The following is a 20,895-nucleotide window of genomic DNA, read 5'->3' on the forward strand; positions in this document are numbered from 1 at the left end:
ATCACACCGATGGAATCAAGCCGTGATGTTGCAATTGGAACAGTCGATCGTCAGCGACTCGCAACCGGCGGCTGACTTCACGGCCCAAGTTCATCATGATGATCGCGTATTGCTCGATATCGTCCTTGTACAGCATCGCAAGCGACTGACGCGGCACCTCGATCGCGTGGCAATCCGACTCTGCAACGATGGTCGCCGATCTGGGTCGGAAATCGATCAATGCCATTTCCCCGAAGCAATCACCGGCGTGCAGTCGCCCGAGTTGAATCGAGTCCTGCAACCGCTTGCGCGTGACCAACACCGTCCCGGACTCCAAAACGAACAGCGATTCGCCGGGATCACCTTCGTGAAAGAAAAATTCGCCCGCCGTAGCCGTGACAATCTTCGCTTCCGAGTAGATCCGATCGATCACCGCCGGCTTCAATCCGCCAAATGCCGGCATGCGTCTGAGCAGTTCGATTTCAACGTCGACCATGTCTGTTGCTCCCCCTGAAATCGTAACACTCCGCGGAACGGAATGCACGTTTTTACGAGAGCAAGTGTGGGTTCGCTACGATGGACGCCGGCAGAGTAGGTTTGCTTGTTGATCCAAAATGCCCACAATTTGGAACAAATTGAACCAACAAACACAAGTTTTTTACGCTTTTTTTCGACGACGCCGCTGTGCTAAGACTGCCAGAACGCCCATCGCGGAAAGAGCCAGTGAGGACGGTTCGGGAACTGCAGCAGCCGTCGCGAAGAAAATCGCGTTCCGGTCTGCGGTTCCGTTGTTGTCGTCATCCAGCCACGCGGAAAACACAAAGTTGCCCGAATCATTCAGCATGCCGCGGCGAATGAGCAGACTCGTAATCGAGCTGCCGTCGAGCGTATCGCCGATACTGATTACACGATCGGTTAAGGGATTGCTTCCGTCGAACAATCCCGCAACTCCGCCCGCTGAACCGCCAAAAACAAAATCGCGATTGTTATTGATTACTAGGCCAGCTTCGCTGAGATAATCGAAATCTGCGTTGCTGACGACGGCGCTGCTTCCAACGCCACTTTCATAAATGTAAAAATCTCGAACCGCACTGCTAACGGCGCTATCGGGTGTCCCATAGTAGGCGACATCACCAGCATCGTTAATGTCGACAATATTGCCGAACTGACGCAAGGGTCCCGACGCGTCATCAATCGTGACAATTCCGGTGCTCGTATGGACATAGATGCCGTCTAGCGACGTGCTCCTGAGGCGTCCACGAACCGCGACGTCGCCGCTTCCATTGATTTCCGGAGAGGGTGCACCGCCGCTGCCGTAATCTGAATACTCCCCTGATGAAGCATCCGAAAAGACACGGCGTGAACTGCCGCCGTCACGGCGAACCCGGACTTCATAGTCGCCATTCGAAGCCTTCAGCGCTGCAACCACATCGCCTGAATTGTTGACGCCATAAACATTTGTTCCAAATGAGTTATTGAAAAGTTCCGTAACGCCCGAATCATCCGCGATGTACCCACGCGAACCTGCGCTGTTGTATGCGATCGCGCCCGAGTCATTGATAGGCACGTGAGAGATAAACGAACCGGAGCCGAGCGTAATGGGCGTCGCGGGTGCGGCAGCGTCCCAACGATGGATATTGCCATTCGTCGAGCTAGAACGCGTGACGTAAGAAACTTGATCGTTGTTGTTCAACCCTGGATAGATTCCTAGATTCCCGAAGTTGCTCGTGGATCCGCTAGCGACCAACGTAAAATCGTACATGTCGCCGGATGCCGAACGTACGGTGAGCGAAATCAAGGTGAAGAAAACGAGACCTGCGGACATATGCCGAAGGGCTCTAAGATTCGTCCACGCAGGGTAGGTGTCGTGCATCATTCTTTCCTTCACGAATGTCGATGGGGGAATTTTTTTAGATGGGTGCCTGGAAAGCCGCGTCCATGCCGAGATGCCACTGTAGGCATCCGAAGTCAACAACGCAACGTTTTGACGCGACCGGCCAGGGCGATTCATTCTTTTAAAATTAGAAAAATACAAGCACGACGCGCAGGCGAGTGGATGCTTGCTGGCTTTGGAAATTCACCCGCTTACGCGTCGTGCTTGTAGATATGCCAGTGCGACCGGCTTCCACAGCTGGCTAGAGCACGGATCTGGCGATTTTTGGGGGTGCCAGCGGCTTTTTAAGCGTGTCCCGGACACAAGATTCGAACGCTTCAAGCTGCGCCTCGATTCGATAATTTGCGGCGACGGTCGCTTGAGCCTGCTGGGCCAATATCGATCGATGGCTCCTGTCTTCCGCCAATTTGGCAATCGCTTTTGCCATCGCTGCGGCGTCTCCCGTATCGCATAGAAAGCCGTTCGCCCCATCGACGACGACGTCCTCGGATCCGCTGACCCGAGTCACGACCGGAACCAACCCGCTTGCCATCGATTCCAGCAGCGCGATCGAAGTGCCCTCGGTTTCCGATGGCAAAACGAAGACGTCATGGTCGCGATAGACACCAACCATTTCGGAGTGAGAAACGCCGGAATAAAAACGTACCCGCGGAAATTCGGCGAGAGCATCGACCAACGCCTCGCGATCGGGACCGACGCCCAAAATGTCCAATTGATAATCCGTGCCGATCGCGTCCAAATGACGCGCAATATCAGCCAAGTCGAACACTCGCTTTTGTTTCTGTGACAACCGTCCGGCATACAGCACGCGAATGGGGCCTTCCGAATCACGCGAGACGCGGGCCTCTTGACTGGCAACGCCGTAAGGCAAAAGGTGCATATCGGCAACGCGATCAGGGATGCACTCGGCCAAGTTTTGAAAGCAGCGAGGGCTGACTGCGATAAAACTCTGGATGATCGGCGCGTAGTGCTTTAGCTGCTGATAATAGTTCTCCTGATCGCAGTGGCAGATGCCGATGCACCGTGATTCGATGCCGCGTGATCGCGAACGGGCCGCTAACTCGTAAGCGAAATCCAGATAGTTCGGGACAAAAAGGGTTGCTGCTGCGATCGCCTCCTCGGCACTCGGGTGCAGTCGTTTGTTTGCGTCTTTTGGACCGGAGCCATGCGACGCGACGGGAACCGGCGAAGGCCCCAGGTCCAATTTCGTCGGTTTCGTAGGCTTGACGGGCTTTGTGATCTTCGTCGGCTTCGTCGCTCGCTTCCCTGGCTTATCGGATGATTCAAATATCCCGTCGAACGCTTTGTGAATTTCCTCGCATGAATTTTTGCCGACCGGATCTTTCGCAACCCGTTCGGCAACTCCGTTTTCCTTCTCGCCCTGCGGTGCGCGCCAAACCTTCATGACCGGTCCGGGAAATAATTCCTCGTCTCGGTGCGTTCCGCTGTTGATCGTCACGACCCGCGTTTTGTAACGCTTTGCCATGAAGGATGCGGCTTGAAAGGACCACGTCGTCACGCCACCAATCGAATGCATTGCATTGACGTAAAAATGAACTTGACCACTCATGCCTTGCTGCTCGAATCTAGGTGAACGGCGAATCGCGTACCTTCCAGTGCTTCTGACACCTCGTCGAAATTTCCCAAACTAGCCGCGATCGAGTGGGGCATGATCTTTTGCAAACGAGACACGAGTTCTATCGATGCGTCGACATCAAGGAAATCGAGAATGCTTTGACATGTCTTCTTGGGGGAATCGATCAGATTTTCGTAGGTCACTTCCAAGCAGTCCATCGCATCAAGCTCGCGCCGCGCAACGTCGATTCGCGATTCAAGCTCGACCAATTCGTCCAAAATTGTTTCAGTGTCTAACCACACGGTTCGGTCGAGATCATGGGAAGGAGTCGTCGCCAGCAGGTTTGCTCGTTGAAATTGATCCAGTAGCCGCGGGATCATCGAAGCGGATAGAAGAGCCGCGACAAGATTCGTTCGAACTAGATGAATCGCCTTCATCGATCGATGCGATCGAAGATGGTCAAGAACACATGGATAAGAGTCACCCTGCTGATACTTCAGCTTGAATCCTACAGCGGTTGCCAGCGGTGGTTCCGGATCGTCGGCACAAAGCGTCGCACCGGAAGGGCTCCATCGATGGCTGTATACATCGTTCAGGAATTCGGCTTCTGTATCGCACGCCGAACGAGTGAACAGATCTCCATCGACGCCTGCTTCACCGCGGTAGAAAAACTCGCCCCAGCAAGCAATTTCGGGATGGCTGTCTAGCAGACTGCAAAGGTGCGAGGATCCGCTGCGATGGTGGAACCAGATAAAAAAAGGAGTACGACAATTCATAGCGATTAGGATAGTAGACGGCTCTGCACAACGCCAATACGTTGGAACAGAGTCGGGCAACGTCACAGCAAATCGCTAAAACCGACCCGTCCGCACCGGCGCCTGATTGCATGGCGCTGCTTGGGACGCGACAATATCGGGAGGCGGCAATAGTAGTGTGACTCGAACGCAAATTGTCAGCTTCCTATTCAACCCACGCGAGCGAAGCCATGCTGCCCGAGGTAGCAAGACAGTTGGAGGCACTTTGGGATCAGGGCGAAGATCCGCCTCCAATTTTCGAGCTACTGCGACCCTATCGGGATTCGGATCCGACGCAACTGGTTGCAGTGCTGTTGCAAGACCAAAAACACCGATGGAAGACCGACCGTCCCTTACGGGTTGAGGAATACCTGGCCGAGTTTCCAGGCGTCGCCAATGATCCCAAATGCAAATTGCAACTGGCGGTAGGTGAGTTCGATGCGACGCGAAGCGACGGGGCCTTGCCGAGAATACAAGACTTTGTCTCGCGGTTCCCCGAGATTCGAGATCCGCTGCGAAGCCGACTCCTTGCGATCGAATCCACGAGCGACGAAACGTTGTTGAGCGATGCCAAAGACATCGCGGGGACAAGCAGGCGTCAAGGCCACTTAGACGAAACATTCATAACGGATCCTGCCGCGGAAATCCCAAGTGATGTCCGTTACGTTCCCAAACGCATCCTGGGCGAGGGCGGATACGGTCGCGTTTACCTTGCGTTTGACAGGGATTTGCGTCGAGACGTCGCTGTGAAAGTTCCGACGACGAAATACCAATGGAAGCCAGGCGACGTCGAAATCTATCTCGATGAAGCCCGCACCGTCGCTCGTCTTGACCATCCCAATGTCGTTCCAGTCTATGACATGGGGCGCACCGATGACGGATCCATCTTTGTCGTTTCAAAGTTCATTGAAGGCTACACGCTTCGGCATCGGATGATAGATGGGCCGTTGGAGCCCGCAGAATCAGCAGCGATTCTTGCGACGATCGCCATGGGATTGGACCACGCTCACCAGCGCCGGATCATCCATCGCGACGTCAAGCCGGGAAACATTCTGATCGAACAAAGCACGGGAATTGCGTACGTTGCTGACTTTGGTTTGGCGATCCGCAACAATGACCCACTTGAAGAAGATCGCATTGTCGGCACACCTGCCTACATGAGTCCAGAGCAGGCCCGCGGTGAAAGTCATCGCCTGGACGGACGAAGCGACATCTTCTCGCTGGGCATCATCATGTACGAAATCCTCGGACGGCGCAAACCGTTCCGCGGCAGTACGTCGAACGAGGTGTTGCACGAAGTCGTTTCCATTGATCCGCCCAAGCTGCGTGACATTGACGAATCCATTCCTGCGGAGCTTGAGCGTATCTGCATGAAGGCGCTATCCAAACGCGCCTCGGATCGTTACGCCACGGCCGCCGACTTCGCTCAGGACCTGCTGAGCTGGCAAGACGACACCAATGCAGCATCGGACGTTCTGCAAGTCATTCCGAAGGGACTTCGTTCGTTCGATGCCGATGATGCGTCTTTCTTCCTCGATCTGATTCCAGGACCTCGCAGCCGGGACGGCTTGCCAGAAACGATTCGATTTTGGAAAAACAAGATCGAGGAAACCGATGCCGAAAAGACCTTTAACGTCGGTCTTATCTACGGGCCGTCGGGTTGTGGTAAGTCATCGATGGTCAAAGCGGGACTGCTGCCGCGTTTGGAATCAACCGTAACGGCCATCTACTTAGAAGCCACGGCCGAAGACACTGAACTGCGTATTTTACGCGGACTTCAAAAGAAGATCCCCGACCTGCCACGGAATCTCGAGTTGGTAGAAACGTTCAGTTGGTTGCGCCGCCAAGTGGGACGAAAAACGGTTGTCGTCCTGGATCAGTTTGAGCAATGGCTTCACGCTAACCGCGCGGATTACGACCTGAACCTCGTTCGAGCGCTCCGCCAATGCGATGGAGAGCATCTGCAATCCATCGTTATGGTCCGCGATGACTTCTCGATGGCGGCGTCGCGATTCATGCGAGAATTGGAAACGCCCATTCTCGAGGGCCACAACTTCGCGACGGTCGATCTGTTCGATGTTGCGCACGCTGCGGACGTGTTGACGAAATTCGGCCAGTCATTCGGTAGACTGCCGGTTCAAGAAGCCCAGATCAGCAACGAACAGCGACAGTTCGTGGACGCCGTTGCGAACGGATTGGCCAACGATGGAAAAGTCGTTTCGGTCCGCTTGGCGTTGTTCGCCGAAATGATCAAAGGAAAGCCTTGGCTGCCCGGGACCCTTGCCGAAGTCGGAGGGACCGACGGAATCGGCACGAATTTCCTTGAGGAAATGTTTGGCAATCAAAACGCGAACCCCGAACATTTGCGACACCAACAAGCGGCACGCCAAGTCTTGATGGCGCTGCTGCCCGAAGTCGGCACCGATATCAAGGGACACATGCGATCGCATGCCGAACTGCTCGACGCGTCGGGTTATCGGAGCCAGCCTCGAGAGTTCAACGACTTGCTTAGAATTCTTGACGGGAAGATGCGGCTGATCACGCCCACCGATCCTGAGGGGTTCCATTCCGAATCGAATAGCGATCGCAGTTTGAAGTTCTATCAACTGACCCACGATTATTTGGTTCCGTCACTGCGAGCTTGGTTGACGCGAAAGCAAGTGGAAACACTTTCCGGGCGGGCTTCGCTTGCGCTGGCGGAACGGTCCGCGGTTTGGAATGCGAAACCCGAACGTCGCCACTTACCGTCTAGCTTGGAATGGGCCCGTATCAAGTGGTTCACCGACAAAATGTTCTGGAGCGAACCGCAGCGAAAGATGATGGCATCCGCGGGCACGGTCCATGGCGTGCGTTTTTCGGTTTTCACGCTGGTTTCCTTGATCATGTTGGCGTTCGGGTTGCACGTTCGGGACCGAGTCGTTCAAGCCAACAGCGACTATCGAACCACAGGCCTTTTGACTGCGATCACGAACGCCAAGATCGACCAACTGCCCGATATCATCGTAAAAATTCGGTCGGATCGCTCAGAACTCGATCAAAAGCTCCGGGCCGATATTGAAAGGTACCCGATTGATTCCAATGAACGACTCAACCTCTCGCTCGCACTGCTGCCCAGTGATGCTTCGCAACTTCGTTACCTCAGTGAACGACTTCTTGACGCCCGCGCCGATCAGGTCGAAGCCATCCGTGATTTGCTAGTCCGTCCCGATGCAAAACTGGTTGATGATCTTTGGAATGCTGCCAAAGACGATCCCAGTGGCGATTCGTCACAGCTCTTGCCGGCGGTGAGTGCGCTGGCTACGTACGATCCAGGCAATGAAGCGAATTGGAATCAGGTTGCACAGCGCGTCACCGATGCTTTGGTGAAAGAAAATTCACTGCGTGTTTCCATTTGGATCAATCTTCTACGTCCGGCGCGACGCCACTTGATCGCCCCACTTGCGTCGGTTTACCGCGACGAATCCAGAAATCGTTCTCAATCCCAAATTCGACAGGCGACGGACATACTCGAAGACTATGCCGCCGATGATCTAGATGTGCTTTCCGAACTGCTGTTCGACGGTCAGCCCTATCAATTTGAGTCATTGTTCGATGCGTTCGCCCGGATGGGTGATCCAGCGAAGGAGAAAATAGAGCAGGAACTGGATCGCAAACTGAAGCATGTTTGGCCTAGCGATTTGCTTGGCGAAAGCCTTGGTGAGCCGGATTCGGAAGTGAAGGGGATGGTCGAAAAATCAAATGGAATCGTCGCGGATCGGTTTGCGATGTGCCAGTCCATGCCGATCGACGACATGCTTCCGACGGCGGAATTGCTGGGCGAGTTCGGCTATCGCCCGACTCGCATTCGACCGTATTTTCACCAGTCGTCGATTTTCGTGGCAGTCGCTTGGACGCGAGATCGTCAACCTTGGCGAATGGTTGTGGATGAAAGTGCAGAGTCGATCCGCGCGATGGATGTGCAATTCCAGGCCGAAGGATTCATGCCCGTTGATGTTTCGGGCTATGTGAACGAAAGCACTGGATTCGAAGGGTTCGCGGCCGTTTGGCGAGACCGTGAAAAGGCGACGGACGACACACGGTTGTATGTCGATGTGCGACATGTCGACGTTGCCTCATTGCAGGAAAATTTTGCGAACGACGGATTTCCATTCGCTCAATCGCTGCAAGGGTTCCGAGGGTTGGGTGGCTTTCGCAAGTACTGTGGCGTCGTTTCAAGCCAAGACCACAAGTCGACCGTGTTCCTTAGCCAATCGCGGCAGGGATTTGGGCGAAAAGAATATTTCGACAGAATCTATTGGGACATTGATTTGGGGCTTGGCTACAAGCCCCCCTCTGCGCGGTCACGAACTCAGGTCGCGTTGCGAGCAGCGGATGACTTGATTTCCTCCGGCGATTCGGGTCTCAAAGTTCGTTTCGAACGAGGCAAGGCGCGATTCGAACTTGGCTTTGACGATGAAGCGATCGACGACTTCGACGCCATCATTGATCAACTTTCCATCCGCGATTCTTCCCTTGACGACCCGAACGAAAATCGGTTGGCCATGTTGGTCGAGGCATTGCGTTGTCGCTCGGTCATCCATGCTCGGGCGTCACGGTCCGATGCGGCGAAAGCTGACTTTGAAAGTTTTGTTGAGACGACTTCGGATGAACGAGAGATTGTTTTCCTCGAAACCGTTTTGGCCGCGCACCTAGCCGACGACGCGGGTGCTGTCGAACGTTTTGAGGAATTCATTGATACCCACGACAAAGACGGCGCGACGCTTTTCCTTGCCGCGAAGACCCACGCTATTCTTGCGGCGACCCATCGCGAACGAGATGCTTCGCGATCTAGGGTGCATGCCGATCGTGCCATTTCGCTGTTAACCGCGGCGGTCGAGAACGGCTTCGATGACTTCACCATGATCCGAGACGATGTTGCTCTTGAACCGATTTGCGAGGCGAAGGGATTCGAGGGAACGTTGAAGTCGCTCGGGGCTGATTTGCGAATCGCGTCGGTTTGGAATACGAGCAATTGGTTGGAGTCGCGAATTTCGCATGGTCTTTCGCCGCAAGAACAAATCGCTCAAGCGCGCCAGTACCAAGCGGACGGATTCCGCATCGCCGCGGTTACCGCTGTTTCCGACGGTAACGACGTCATTTCTGCGTCGATCTGGCATCGCCCCAATGTCGCTGATGTTGCAGTGGAAACGTTGGCACGACGACAAGCCAACGCGGCGATTGCCAAGATACGGCTTGGCGAAGACAAGAACGTTTGGCGAATGCTAAAAGAGAGCCCCGATCCGCGGCTTCGAACGTGGATACTTCATCGACTCGGCCAAACCCGAACCTCGCCGTCGATCATCGCCGAGCGGTTGAGCGTCGAAACCGATTTGTCGGTTCGACGTGTTCTTATTCTGTCATTGGGTCTATACCAGAATCCGACTGAAATCGATATCGAATCTGTCTCGGCCCAGCTCGAAGTGTTGTATCAATTGGATCCTGATCCTGGCATCCACAGCGCGGCCGAGTGGGCGCTGCGTCGATGGGGAAAATTGCCAAAGTTGTCGCAGATGTCGACGGAGCTGATCATTGGCTCTTCCTTGCCATCCGCTTCTTCGCGCAAACGAACATGGAGCACGACGGTCCGCGGACTGACCATGGTGTCGTTGCCCGGACCTGTCGAGTTTGTGATGGGTTCGCCACCGACGCAGCCCAGTCGAAGCACGTACGAAATGTTGCATCGCAATCGCATCGACCGCCATTTCGCGATCGCCGCCCGCGAGATCACTGTCGAGCAGTTTCACGAATTCATTGAACAAGTGCCCAGCATCAATCACACGTTCACCGAACGGGACGCACCCGACGCAACATGCCCGCAGACTTCTGTGACTTGGTATGAAGCAGCGGCCTACTGTCGTTGGCTTAGTGAACAGGAGGGCGTTCCCGAAGACCAAATGTGCTATCCGCCGATTCCCGAAATCAAGAACGGAATGGTGGTACCGGATGACTATCTGGGGCGGACCGGGTATCGATTGCCAACCGAAGCCGAGTGGGAATATGCATGCCGGGCGGGCACGCGCACCAGTCGACACTATGGGAATTGCGACGAGTTGCTTGATCAATACGCTTGGTTCAGTGCTAATTCTGAAGACCGTACAAGGCCTGTAGGAACGTTGATGCCAAACGATTTTGGTTTGTTTGACATGCACGGCAATGTGCAAGAGTGGTGCCAGGAGCGGCATCGTGACTACGGCAATTCGCTGGGTTCGACAAACGAAGACGTTGCGGATATCGATCCCGTAACCGACACGGTGCGTCGCGTGCTTCGGGGCGGTTCGTTCGGCGTTCGCGGACTCGACGTGCGATCCGCGGCGCGAAGCTATAACCGCCCGCCCAACCGTTACAACAATTCGGGTTTCCGGCCCGCTCGGACGGAAGTTGATCCGACCAACGCGCTAACCGATGCTCGCTCTAACGCGTCGAAGTGACGACGGCGAAGTTCGTTTGTTCCTTGGGTTGGACTCAATTTCGCATATCGAACGGCAACGGTCGTAGATCGGCGACTGAACAAGCGGCATGATCGGCAAGACAGGGATGATCGGTTTTTTTTCGCCGGTCGCTCAAGATGGCGCATAATTCTTCGCCGCACTTGCCGTCCGACTCGTCGGATCCCGCTCAACCCTTTTCGCCTGCCTGACGATGAAGAAGCCTGCATCCGTGATCGCGTTGACCCTGCCTGCACTCGGCGGGTTGGCTGCATTGTCTTGGGAAGTCATTTGGCAATTGCGGACGTCGCTCGCTTTCGGCGTCAGCGCTTCCGGCGCTGCGATCACGCTGGCGACGATGATGGCGGGGATGACGATCGGCGCATCGCTGTGCGGTCGGTTCATCGATCGAAGAAAAAGCACTCACCCGCTTCGGTTGTACGGGTACCTTGAACTTGCGATCGGCGTATGCGGGCTCGCACTTGGTTCCTGTTTTGCGTGGCTCGAACAGCTCGACCGCGTTGTCTACCAGTCACAGCCCGCGCTGGCGCCGCTTACGCAGCTATTCGGTGTGGTCGTCGTGATCTTGATCCCGGCTGCATGCATGGGCGCCAGCATTCCGATTTTTGGCCGAATCGGAAAACGATTTGATGTGTCCATGTCGCTCCTCTACGGCATCAACACGCTTGGCGCAGCGGTGGGCACGTTGTTGGTCGCGTTTTGGATGATTCCCGAATTCGGTTTACAGGGAACAGCCGTGTTGACCGCGCTGATCAATGTGGCCGTCGGCGTGACCGCATACCTAGTCGCTGGAAAGAATGAAGCAGGATCCCAGGCTGAAACCAGTGCGAGTGTCGGCGATATCGATACGCCATCGCGAAGCGTACTGGGAATCGTATTCATGACCGGATTCGTTACATTCTTGTTGGAAGTCGCCTGGTTCCGCGCCCTGCGCGCTGCGTTCGAAACGACCACCACCGGGTTTTCTGTGATGCTGGCTGTGGTGCTTGTCACACTCGGCATTGCTGCTCGGCTGGTTCCGAGGATCAAACAATACACAACGCGATTGGATTTGATCTTGATCTTCGCGGGGATTGCGATTTTCATCGGCACTCCGCTGATTGAACGGATGGACGTACTGCTGCTGACCTTGGGCAGCCACAACACGCCGATCCATTGGTTCTGTACGACGCTGTTGTTGGTCGGGCCTGCGGTGTTCTTGCTGGGCATCGCACTGCCGTGGCATTTAGAAGACGGATATTCGTCGAAAGCACTCGGAAGAATTTACGCCGTCAACACGATCGGCTCGGTGCTGGGTGCGCTCAGTGCGGCTTGGATCTTCCTGCCGATGTTCGGATTCGTACACACTGCCTGGATCGCCGGATTCATGGTCTTGGCAGTCACCTATGCCTTGTACGGCATCCGGCTTCCCGTCTGGTCGCATGGGGTAGCAGTCGCCGCGATGGTGGTTGCCGTGATGATGGATTCAGGGGTCGGTCGCGAGCGCATTTTGTTCTCGTATCCGTACGGTGAACACACGGTAATCGCACACCACGAGGGCCCCGACGCAGCGACGTCGGCGATCGAATTCGCCAACGGCAGCCGCGGGGTCTTCATTGACGGATTCGCGGCTGCGGCATTCTGGCCGACGGCGCATTACATGGATTGGATGGGGTCGTTGCCGGTGCTGTTGAGCGACCAGACCGACGAAGCATTGGTGATCTGTTTCGGTACAGGACAGACGGCCAACGCAGTTCGCAAAGAAGGCATCAAGCACACTACGATTGTCGACATCAATCCGGCAGTGTTCGCGATTGCGAAACACTTTCCCGGCAATGATCGTGTGTTGGAGGCCGAAAACGTTGATCCGATTCTGATGGATGGTCGTGCATTTCTGCGTCGCACCACGAAGACGTTCAACGTGATCACGTTGGAGCCGATGCCGCCGAACCACGCGGGCGTCAACGCGTTGTATTCGAAAGAGTTTTACGAAACGGCTAAAAAGAAACTTCGCCCTGGTGGGATCATTGCCCAGTGGTTGCCATCGCACTTGGTTTCCGAAGAACACGCACGGTCGATCGCTCGCACGTTCCAAGAAGTTTTCCCCAACGCCGCGCTGTGGGCCGACCCGAGTGACTACAACGGCATTCTTCTCGGTTGCAACGACGAATCGATTCCGCTCGGCGAAAGCTGGCCGGGATTGGATCACGCGGGCGATGGACGAGTCGTGCTGCAGCGAACGCTTGACGCGGAACAGATTCGCGACGCCCTACTGCTGCCACCGGATCAGCTTCGTCGGTATGCGATGACTGGCGACGTTGTGACCGACGACAACCAGCTATTGGCGTATGGTAAGCGGCTGGCGATCAAGGAATCGGGGCCACGCAGCACCGAAGTGGTGTACCGCGAATTCAAGAACCAAGAGTTGCCCGTGGATGCCAATTAACTTCGAACAAAAGTTTCGAAGACGTCGGACATTCAATGATCGATGGCGGTTTCGTTCGCCGCTCGGTTGTTCTGTTCACGAAGCTGGTTCATTGTCTCGATGACAGCTTCCGATTGGGCACGGATGGCGTCTTTGACATTTTTGGTTTCGATGGCAACGCGGCCCTCGTCTTGGAACGCGTCAACTTTTTGCCAGTCCATCATCCAATTGTTTTGATTGGCGGCATCACGCAGCGCCTGGACCGTTTCACCGAGACGCTCGTAGAGCGCCTTGGTCGGCGTCGCATCATATTCGCGATAAGGGCCCTGGTTCCCCGAATGCGATGACGAAGGTCGTTTTCGCTTACGAACCTGCAGCCACTCGTAGATCGCAATTGCCGAAGTGATCATTCCAAGCAGCAATGCCACCACCATTGGTCCGACCCAATTTTGGTCGCCCAGTTGATCGGGGTCATAGGGATCGACGACCGACAGGATGCCCAGTAACAACGCGCCGGTCAAACATATAGCGACCGTTGCCAAGATAGCGCGAGACACAGCCGGTTCGGATCGATTGCGTTTTTGCGGGACGCCGGGCTGCTTGCCGACGATCGGATCGACCACACGGACGATAATGACCGACGTGTTGTCGGGACCGCCGCGAAGGTTTGCAAGGTCGACCAGAACTCGGACCGCTTTTTCTTCGGGAAGGCAATCTAGAAGCGCCCCGATTTCGTCGTCTTCGACTAGCCCCGTTAGACCGTCGCTGCACAACAGGAACTGGTCATCTTTTTCGATCGGAAACGGTCCTTCGACGTCGACGTCGACCACCGCGTGCGGGCCGAGCGATCGCGTGATGACATTTTTGGGGATGCCCTGGCCCGTTTGTCCGGTGGCTTCCATTTCCCAAACAAGCGAGTGGTCAAAGGTCAGCTGTTCGAACTTGCCCGCCCTCAGCCGATACGCTCGAGAGTCACCGACGTGGCCGACAAAGGCTCCGCTGGGCGAAAGCACCAATGCACTGGCCGTCGTTCCCATGTTATGGAATTCGGGATTGTTTTGACCGCGTTGGTGGATTTCGTCATTCGCATCCGAGACGGCCGCGCGAAGTGCATCGGCGGTGGACGATGCATGTGAACGAAAAAACTGCATCGCAATTCTTTCCGTCGCCATCTGGCTGGCCAATTCACCCGCGGCGTGAGCACCCATTCCGTCGGCGACGACAAACAAGTGCCCTCGATTCCAAAAACGTTCTTCGGACTTCGCCGGCAAACACGCCAGCGAGTCCTGGTTGTTGGCCCGACGCATGCCGACGTCCGTCAGATGCGCGAAAACGATTCCAGGATTCCAAGACTCCGGCACCGGCGATTGACTCAAGCGAAGGTAGGATAGAAACGGGTGGGGATCATCGATGATCCCGTACCGTGGAACAATACGTGGCGGAAACGAATCACTGCCACGTATGGGATGACAACGTTGTATTTCGCGGTACTCTCGGGCGGCTAGACGCCTAGGAAAATACAGCCTGGGTATAGCTTAGCGGATAACGAGCCATTTTGGGTTGCTGGCAAGGTTCTTCACGGAACGCAAAACGAAGAGATCTCGCCGTCACCGCCCGTTTTTCGCCACGATCAACCGTCAAACTTCGCCGGATTCCCCCAAGTTCCCGAAAAAACCTGCTCGTGGATCCCCAGTCGCTTTCGCTCGCCTTGATCACGCTGATTAAGTTTTCGACCCAGATCATCATTCGGCTCGCTGGTATCGGGATATCCGAGGGCGATTGCGGTTTCGGGCTGGTGCCCTTCCGGAATTCCATACAACAGTCGCGCGGCGGTCAGGTTCAATCCCGCCATTTGATGGACTTGCAATCCAAGCTCTGCGGCTTGCAGGGCAAGGTGCGCCGCGGCCTGGCCCAGATCGTGCAACGCCACCCGATTGGGTTGCCCGTTGTATTGAAACGTCGGGCGAATCACCGAAATCATCAATACTCCCGCTTTGGCAGCCCACGGTTGATTGGCCTCCAACAGGCACCCCAACATGCGATCGAAGGACGCGGTATCTTGTCGCTTTGCAATGATCCATGACCAGGGTTGGTCGTTAAAACTGCTAGCGGCCCACCGAGCGGCTTCCAAGCACCGCACTAACTTTTTGTCCTCAACCGCTTTTGTCTCGAATCGATAGGGGCTCCACCGATTGGCGATCGCATCGATGACTTCATGGTTGGTCGGATTCACGGTCATGGTCGGGTTTTCCCAAAAGTGCGTTTTTTGATTGATACAGACACTAATGCAACATCGTACTGAGCTGAACCCGTGGGGCGAAACGACGACCAAGGCCGCCACCAAGACTCGGTGCAGGGTGATCGCATCGGTCGCACATCAGCTTGCGTCGGCGACGACAGAGTTCACGCGACTTTGCGCCAGCGACCAGCGGTGTGACCCGGTCGAAACCATCACTTCCGAACTGCTTCCGCTGTGTGCAGCACTCCGCTGGATCGGGCGAAGCGGGCCGCGAGTCCTGTCGCCGCGACGGGTTGGATTTGCCGGTCGACCGATGTGGCTGGCTGGTGTCCAGAGCCACGTTGAACGCCAACCACACGGGCTGGTCTTGGTGTTGGGAACATGGAATTATCCGTTGCTGCTGCCGGGAGTTCAAATGGCGCAGGCGCTGGCCGCGGGCAATCGGGTTCTCGTCAAGCCAGCCGCGGGATGTGAATTGGCGACGGCACGACTGGTCCGCGCGTTTTACGATGCGGGTGTGCCGCCGGAGTCACTGAACCCAATCAATTCGTCGACCGAATCCGCCACTGCCGCGATGGACGCGGGTGTGGATTTGATCGTCTTGACCGGTTCGGCTGAGACCGGGCGACGCGTGTTGGAGCGGGCATCCCAGAGTCTGACGCCGGTGATCGCTGAACTGAGCGGTTGTGACGCCGTCATCGTGCTGCCGGATGCCGATATTGAACGTGCTGCACAAGCGATTGTGTTTGGGTTGACGTTCAATTCCGGCGCGACCTGCATCGCGCCTCGCAGGTTGATTGCCGACGAACCGACGGCGGACCGACTGCTCCAAGCCATTCGGTCGCGACTGGCGACGAGCCCTTCGGTGGTCGTTCACTCGTCGGCACGAATGGCCGTGGCTGACGTCATACGCCGTTCTCTCTCGGAGGGATGCGTCGACGCGCTCGGCAACGTAGATGTCGATGCGCTCGCGACGTCCGGTCGAATGTTGCCGGCGGTGCTGGACCAAGTCGTGCCCGACCATCCGGTAGCGACCGCCGACATTTTTGCGCCGGTTACGTCAATCATGCGGGTCGAACAAATCGTAGATGCCGTCGGAATCGTGAACGATTGCCGGTACCGTTTGGCGGCGTCGATCTTCGGGAATCGCGTTGCTGCCGCTGAAATGGCGAAGCGATTGTCTGTCGGTACCGTCACGTTGAACGATCTGATCGTTCCGACGGCCGACCCGCGCTTACCGTTCGGCGGTCGCGGCGACAGCGGATTCGGTGTGACGCGAGGCGTCGAAGGTTTGTTATCGATGACCACACCCAAGGTGGTGTCGGAACGAACAGGAAGCTGGGCCCCACACTTACGAGCCCGCACGGAAAACGATGAACGCATTCTCTCTGCCATGGTCGGATGGTTGCACGGCACCGCATCGCTGCGGTTAGCCTCGCTGAAACGGATGGTCCGACGCGACGAATAGCCCGATCTTTGCCGAAGCTGGTTAACGCTCTACAGTTATGCGTATCCGCCCGGTGCTGAGCAACCTTTCGAATTCCTAGAACAAACTTTCCATGATCAAAGCAGATTCAAAATCGCTTCACGTCGTTGTCGTCGGCGCCGGTTTGGCCGGTTTGTCGTCGGCCTGTGTTTTGGCGGCCCGCGGCCACCGCGTCACTCTGTTGGATAAAAACGATTGGGTTGGCGGAAAAGCCGCCGTGCATGAAGCCGACGGATATCGGTTCGACATGGGACCAACGATCCTGACGCTGCCCAGTGTGCTCAAGAGGGTCTTCGCCGAAGCAGGCAAGGATCTTGCGGACTACATGGACATGGTCGCGCTCGATCCGCAGTGGCGATGTTTCTTCGAAGGCGGCGGCAACGATCCCAACACGGTTCTGGATTTGGTCGCCAACACCGATGCGATGAAAAAGAACATTGACGCGTTGACGGGGTCGGCGACCAGCGGCGAGGGGTATGCGCGGTTCATGCGGATGAGCGAACAGTTGCACGGCGTTTCCGATCGTTTCTTCTTTTGGCGCAGCGTCGGCGGACTCTCGGACACGATGGATGTCGGCGGGACATTTTCGGCCGCAGTGTTGAAAGACGTACTCTCGCTGCGAATGGGGCGAAGTGTTGCGTCGGTCGTTCGATCGCACGTCCCCGATCATCGCGTCGCCCAGATGATGGATCACTTCACCCAGTATGTCGGTTCGTCGCCATACAATTCGCCGGCGGTCTTGTGCAGCATCGCCCATATGCAGACCGACGAAGGTATCTGGTACCCGATCGGTGGAACGCGCGCCGTGCCGCGAGCCCTTTGCCGATTGGCCGAAGAATTGGGGGTGGATGTTCGCGTCGGCGTTGACGTGATGCGGATCACAACATCGGGCACCGGATCGTCGTCGAAAGTCACTGGCGTGGTAACGGCCCATGGTGACGTGATCGAATGCGATGCCGTGGTCAGCAACTGTGACGCTGTGCGGACCTATCGCGAATTGCTAAAAGGGACTCCGCAATCCAAAGCGTTCGAGAAAAAGAACTCGCACGAACCAGCTTGCAGCGGTGTGGTGCTGTATTTGGGCTTGGATCGTCGATACGAACAACTGCTGCACCACAACTTTATTTTCTCGCGAGATCCCGAAGAAGAATTCGACTACATCTACAAACGAGGCGAACCGGCGCCGGACCCGAGTGCGTATGTCTGCGCTCCGGCAATCAGCGAACCAGGCGTTGCACCGGAGGGAGGCGAGGCACTGTACATTTTGGTCCACACGCCGTACATGCGCAGCGGTCACAATTGGAAAGAGATGTTGCCCAAGTATCGCGATGTCATTCTTGACAAGCTGGAACGCACCGCGGGAATGAGCGGAATTCGGGATTCGATTCGACACGAATCGTCACTCACGCCCGAAGGGATTCACAATCGGTACCGGGTTCTCAACGGCGCGATCTATGGGCTTGCCAGCCACGGAAAGTACTTGGGCGCATTCAAACCGTCCAACCGTCGGAAAGATTTGAGCGGGTTGTACCTGGCCGGCGGTGCTGCTCATCCTGGCCCAGGCATGCCGATGGTGATGATGAGCGGTTGGATCGCAGCGGACAGCCTGGATCAGGACGTCCAGGCTGGCAAGATCAAAGGTTCATCCCGCACACCTGTGCCGGCTCGATAAACCCTAGCGTCGTTCCGCCGTACGTCCGCCTGTCCCAATCGCCGGGCGGCAGCAGATCTTGGTCAAACGTTTTTTCTGTTTCGACCATCAAAACACTACCGGGCGGCGCGTTCACCTGCGCGGCGCGAATGATGGCGTTGAGTTCTTCCAATCGTTCGTGCCAAAAGATGTACGGCGGACAAAGGAACAGCACCCAAGGCGTTTCGTCCTTCGGCGGGCCCACCAACTGGCTGGCAACGCGGAAAGTATCCGCCGTCACGATTTTCAACTTGCCCGAAACGTCCAGTGTCTCGGCAGTCTCGCGAATGTATCGGACGGCCATTCGGTTCTGTTCAACAATGACGGCCGACGACGCTCCGCGGCTTAGCGACTCGAACGCCATCGCGCCGGTTCCCGCGAACAAGTCGATGCACTTCGCACCCTTGATCGCCTTCAGCAAGATATTGAAAACGTTCTCGCGGATGTTGTCTTTCATCGGGCGGGTAAACTCTTCGCCGTGATAGACGATCGTGCGACCGCGCATATCGCCGCCGATGATTCGCAATTTTGTTGGTTTTGTTGCTGCCGCCTTCTTCTTTCCGCCCGATTTGGACGCCGCTGGGGAAGTCGCCGATTGCAACGCCGGTTTCCCGCGTCGGGTCGATTTCGCCGCAGAAGCCGGTTTTGACGTCGACTTGGATTTGGACGGCCGAGAATCGGATTTAGAGGATCGTTTCATCGCCGCAAGTATAGCCAAATCGTGACGAAGTCTGAAACCTGGGCGAAGAATCAAACCCAAACGGGTTGCCGTGCGTAAGGTTGCCGAAGGACCATGCCTGCAATACCCACTGAGACCCAGATGCGTTTCCCAATCGATTTTTTTCGTCGCCTTTTCGGATTCATCGCCGTTTCGTTCGCCGTTTCGGTCGCTCCGACTGCAATTTTGACAGCGGCGGCCGGCCAGGAGCCAACCGCGGCAACGGAATCGGCAGCGTCAGCGTCCGTATCGGCCGACAAAACCAGAGAGGAAACCACCGACGGTGCAACGGAAGGTTCGGGAACACCGGACGAAGCCAGTTCGGGCAAAGCCGGGCCCACTCCGATGAGCAAAGCGGAATTCGAAGCACTGCAAAAGGATCCGGTCTACCTCGCGGAGGTCGAAAAGCGACGTGCAAAGTTTTCTGAGGCGAAGCAAGCCCTCGTCGAAGCACTGTCGCGACAACGAGCGGCCTTCATGCGTTACGTCAACCTCGAAGACCGCACCCCGGCAGGTCGAAAACAGTACTTCGACGCGCGAGCGGATGTATGCCGATTGATGGACGAAACCTACATGGCGGCGTTAGAGGTGATTCGAGTCTCGGGCGACGAAGAAACGGCAACCTACTTGGTCACCATGATTGACCACCGCTTGAAACGAGACATCTACGACATCCACACGCTCGAAGGCGCGACGCGGATGATCGACGGTGGATCCTTGTTGGCTAGCCTGTTCGAAGCATCCGTGCGTTCGGCGGTTTCGGAAGGCGAATTCGATATGGCAAAGCAACTTTTCGATGCCCTCGATAGAGACAAGCTCAAAGACGTGGATAAGAGCCTTTACTTTTTGTTGGATCTGCACAAGGAACGTTACGAGGCTGAAGAGATTGTGCGCGCCAAAGAGGCCGAAGAAGATCGTTTGCCGCGAGTCAAACTTGAAACGACTCAAGGCGACGTCATCCTGGAATTGTTCATCGACCAAGCCCCTTCGACCGTTTCGAACTTCATCCAGTTGGTGGAGCAAGGGTTTTACGACGGCCTCGATTTCTATCAAGTGATCGACCACTTGTTCGCCTTGACAGGGGACCCGACAGGTTTGGGGGATGGCAATAGCTCGAAATTTGTCGTCGACGAGCACGAACGGGCCGATCATCGGCACGCCTTTCGCGGATCCCTGTTGATGGCAAAGATTCCTGTGGGTGACACGGGCGAATTCGTTCCCAATACGGGCAGCAGCCAGTTTGCGATCCTGTTCTTGCCTGTCGCTCAAGCCAGTGACAATCAAACCGTTTTTGGACGAGTGATCGAAGGAATGGACGTTGTTTCGCGAATGCGACGCATCGATCCCTCGAAAGAAAAAAAGAAGGACGCGATCCAAATACCGCCTGATCGGATCATCGAGGCGACGGTCATTCGCCGTCCGGCAGAGCTCCCGGAACCCGTATACGTCCGACCGGGAATGCCCCGTCGGTAACGTGATGAATCGGCCTTTCCTTGTCGTCGCCATTCATGGTTCCGAAACAGCCGCGATTGCCAACGCACGACCGGCTCTTCGTCGACTAGAATGGGGCTGTCAGTTCACGACGGTCTTGTCTTAAGCTCGCGTCACCTATCACTTCCCTCTGCCAAAC

Annotated in this window: 12 protein-coding genes; 5 read left to right on the top strand and 7 right to left on the bottom strand. The window is 56.1% G+C overall.

Translation table 11 applies throughout. The features are described 5' to 3' along the window. Window position 1 precedes the first annotated feature (1 nt). The 4 genes from Poly51_RS22805 to Poly51_RS22820 all read right to left on the bottom strand — a co-directional run bounded on the left by Poly51_RS22805 (window position 2) and on the right by Poly51_RS22820 (window position 4,225). Complete coding sequence (locus Poly51_RS22805) at window positions 2-475, bottom strand: Crp/Fnr family transcriptional regulator (RefSeq protein WP_146460423.1); 474 nt, start codon at window positions 473-475, stop codon at window positions 2-4. 162 nt (window positions 476-637) lie between these two features. Beyond that, window positions 638-1,804 (bottom strand): PEP-CTERM sorting domain-containing protein, encoded by a 1,167-nt coding sequence (locus Poly51_RS22810; RefSeq protein WP_186775737.1) that lies wholly within the window; start codon window positions 1,802-1,804, stop codon window positions 638-640. Between the two features lie 310 nt (window positions 1,805-2,114). After that, complete coding sequence (locus tag Poly51_RS22815) at window positions 2,115-3,443, bottom strand: glycosyltransferase family 4 protein (protein WP_146460427.1); 1,329 nt, start codon at window positions 3,441-3,443, stop codon at window positions 2,115-2,117. Continuing rightward, window positions 3,440-4,225: a sulfotransferase gene (locus Poly51_RS22820; RefSeq protein ID WP_146460429.1), complete on the bottom strand. Its 786-nt coding sequence runs from the start codon at window positions 4,223-4,225 to the stop codon at window positions 3,440-3,442. Before Poly51_RS22820 ends, Poly51_RS22815 begins: the two co-directional genes overlap by 4 nt. Window positions 4,226-4,434: 209 nt before the next feature. Between Poly51_RS22820 and Poly51_RS22825 the strand changes: the two genes are divergently transcribed. Both Poly51_RS22825 and Poly51_RS22830 read left to right on the top strand, forming a co-directional pair. Next, window positions 4,435-10,710 carry a protein kinase domain-containing protein gene (locus tag Poly51_RS22825; RefSeq protein ID WP_146460431.1) on the top strand — a complete coding sequence of 2,092 codons (6,276 nt, stop codon included), beginning with the start codon at window positions 4,435-4,437 and terminating at the stop codon, window positions 10,708-10,710. Between the two features lie 211 nt (window positions 10,711-10,921). Beyond that, complete coding sequence (locus Poly51_RS22830; protein ID WP_146460433.1) at window positions 10,922-13,153, top strand: fused MFS/spermidine synthase; 2,232 nt, start codon at window positions 10,922-10,924, stop codon at window positions 13,151-13,153. 32 nt (window positions 13,154-13,185) lie between these two features. Here the strand turns inward: Poly51_RS22830 and Poly51_RS22835 are convergent, their stop codons facing one another. Both Poly51_RS22835 and Poly51_RS22840 read right to left on the bottom strand, forming a co-directional pair. Beyond that, a complete protein-coding gene (locus Poly51_RS22835) occupies window positions 13,186-14,508 on the bottom strand; it encodes a PP2C family protein-serine/threonine phosphatase (RefSeq protein WP_315853679.1) in 1,323 nt (440 codons plus the stop codon). A 254-nt stretch (window positions 14,509-14,762) separates the two neighbouring features. Then, entirely contained in the window at window positions 14,763-15,371 is a 609-nt protein-coding gene (locus tag Poly51_RS22840) for a nitroreductase family protein (RefSeq protein WP_146460435.1), read from the bottom strand. 46 nt (window positions 15,372-15,417) lie between these two features. Here Poly51_RS22840 and Poly51_RS22845 point away from each other — a divergent pair, with 46 nt between their 5' ends. Continuing rightward, window positions 15,418-16,839 (top strand): aldehyde dehydrogenase family protein, encoded by a 1,422-nt coding sequence (locus tag Poly51_RS22845; RefSeq protein WP_146460437.1) that lies wholly within the window; start codon window positions 15,418-15,420, stop codon window positions 16,837-16,839. A 91-nt stretch (window positions 16,840-16,930) separates the two neighbouring features. After that, complete coding sequence (locus Poly51_RS22850) at window positions 16,931-18,529, top strand: phytoene desaturase family protein (RefSeq protein WP_146460438.1); 1,599 nt, start codon at window positions 16,931-16,933, stop codon at window positions 18,527-18,529. Here the strand turns inward: Poly51_RS22850 and Poly51_RS22855 are convergent. After that, on the bottom strand, window positions 18,492-19,247 hold the full coding sequence (locus Poly51_RS22855) for an RsmD family RNA methyltransferase (RefSeq protein WP_146460440.1): 756 nt from the start codon (window positions 19,245-19,247) through the stop codon (window positions 18,492-18,494). The two genes, Poly51_RS22850 and Poly51_RS22855, sit on opposite strands and share 38 nt — an antisense overlap. A gap of 120 nt (window positions 19,248-19,367) precedes the next feature. On the opposite strand from Poly51_RS22855, the gene Poly51_RS22860 reads away from it, so the two are divergent. Continuing rightward, entirely contained in the window at window positions 19,368-20,738 is a 1,371-nt protein-coding gene (locus Poly51_RS22860) for a peptidylprolyl isomerase (RefSeq protein WP_186775738.1), read from the top strand. Window positions 20,739-20,895: the final 157 nt, after the last annotated feature.

The sequence above is a fragment of the Rubripirellula tenax genome, assembly GCF_007860125.1.
Classification (GTDB): Bacteria; Planctomycetota; Planctomycetia; order Pirellulales; family Pirellulaceae; genus Rubripirellula; species Rubripirellula tenax.

What these genes read in the sequence shown, in the direction of transcription:
- Poly51_RS22805 (WP_146460423.1), bottom strand. Translation starts at nt 475, where the DNA reads ATGGTCGACGTTGAAATCGAACTGCTCAGACGCATGCCGGCATTTGGC.
- Poly51_RS22810 (WP_186775737.1), bottom strand. Translation starts at nt 1,804, where the DNA reads ATGTCCGCAGGTCTCGTTTTCTTCACCTTGATTTCGCTCACCGTACGT.
- Poly51_RS22815 (WP_146460427.1), bottom strand. Translation starts at nt 3,443, where the DNA reads ATGAGTGGTCAAGTTCATTTTTACGTCAATGCAATGCATTCGATTGGT.
- Poly51_RS22820 (WP_146460429.1), bottom strand. Translation starts at nt 4,225, where the DNA reads ATGAATTGTCGTACTCCTTTTTTTATCTGGTTCCACCATCGCAGCGGA.
- Poly51_RS22825 (WP_146460431.1), top strand. Translation starts at nt 4,435, where the DNA reads ATGCTGCCCGAGGTAGCAAGACAGTTGGAGGCACTTTGGGATCAGGGC.
- Poly51_RS22830 (WP_146460433.1), top strand. Translation starts at nt 10,922, where the DNA reads ATGAAGAAGCCTGCATCCGTGATCGCGTTGACCCTGCCTGCACTCGGC.
- Poly51_RS22840 (WP_146460435.1), bottom strand. Translation starts at nt 15,371, where the DNA reads ATGACCGTGAATCCGACCAACCATGAAGTCATCGATGCGATCGCCAAT.
- Poly51_RS22845 (WP_146460437.1), top strand. Translation starts at nt 15,418, where the DNA reads ATGCAACATCGTACTGAGCTGAACCCGTGGGGCGAAACGACGACCAAG.
- Poly51_RS22850 (WP_146460438.1), top strand. Translation starts at nt 16,931, where the DNA reads ATGATCAAAGCAGATTCAAAATCGCTTCACGTCGTTGTCGTCGGCGCC.
- Poly51_RS22855 (WP_146460440.1), bottom strand. Translation starts at nt 19,247, where the DNA reads ATGAAACGATCCTCTAAATCCGATTCTCGGCCGTCCAAATCCAAGTCG.
- Poly51_RS22860 (WP_186775738.1), top strand. Translation starts at nt 19,368, where the DNA reads ATGCGTTTCCCAATCGATTTTTTTCGTCGCCTTTTCGGATTCATCGCC.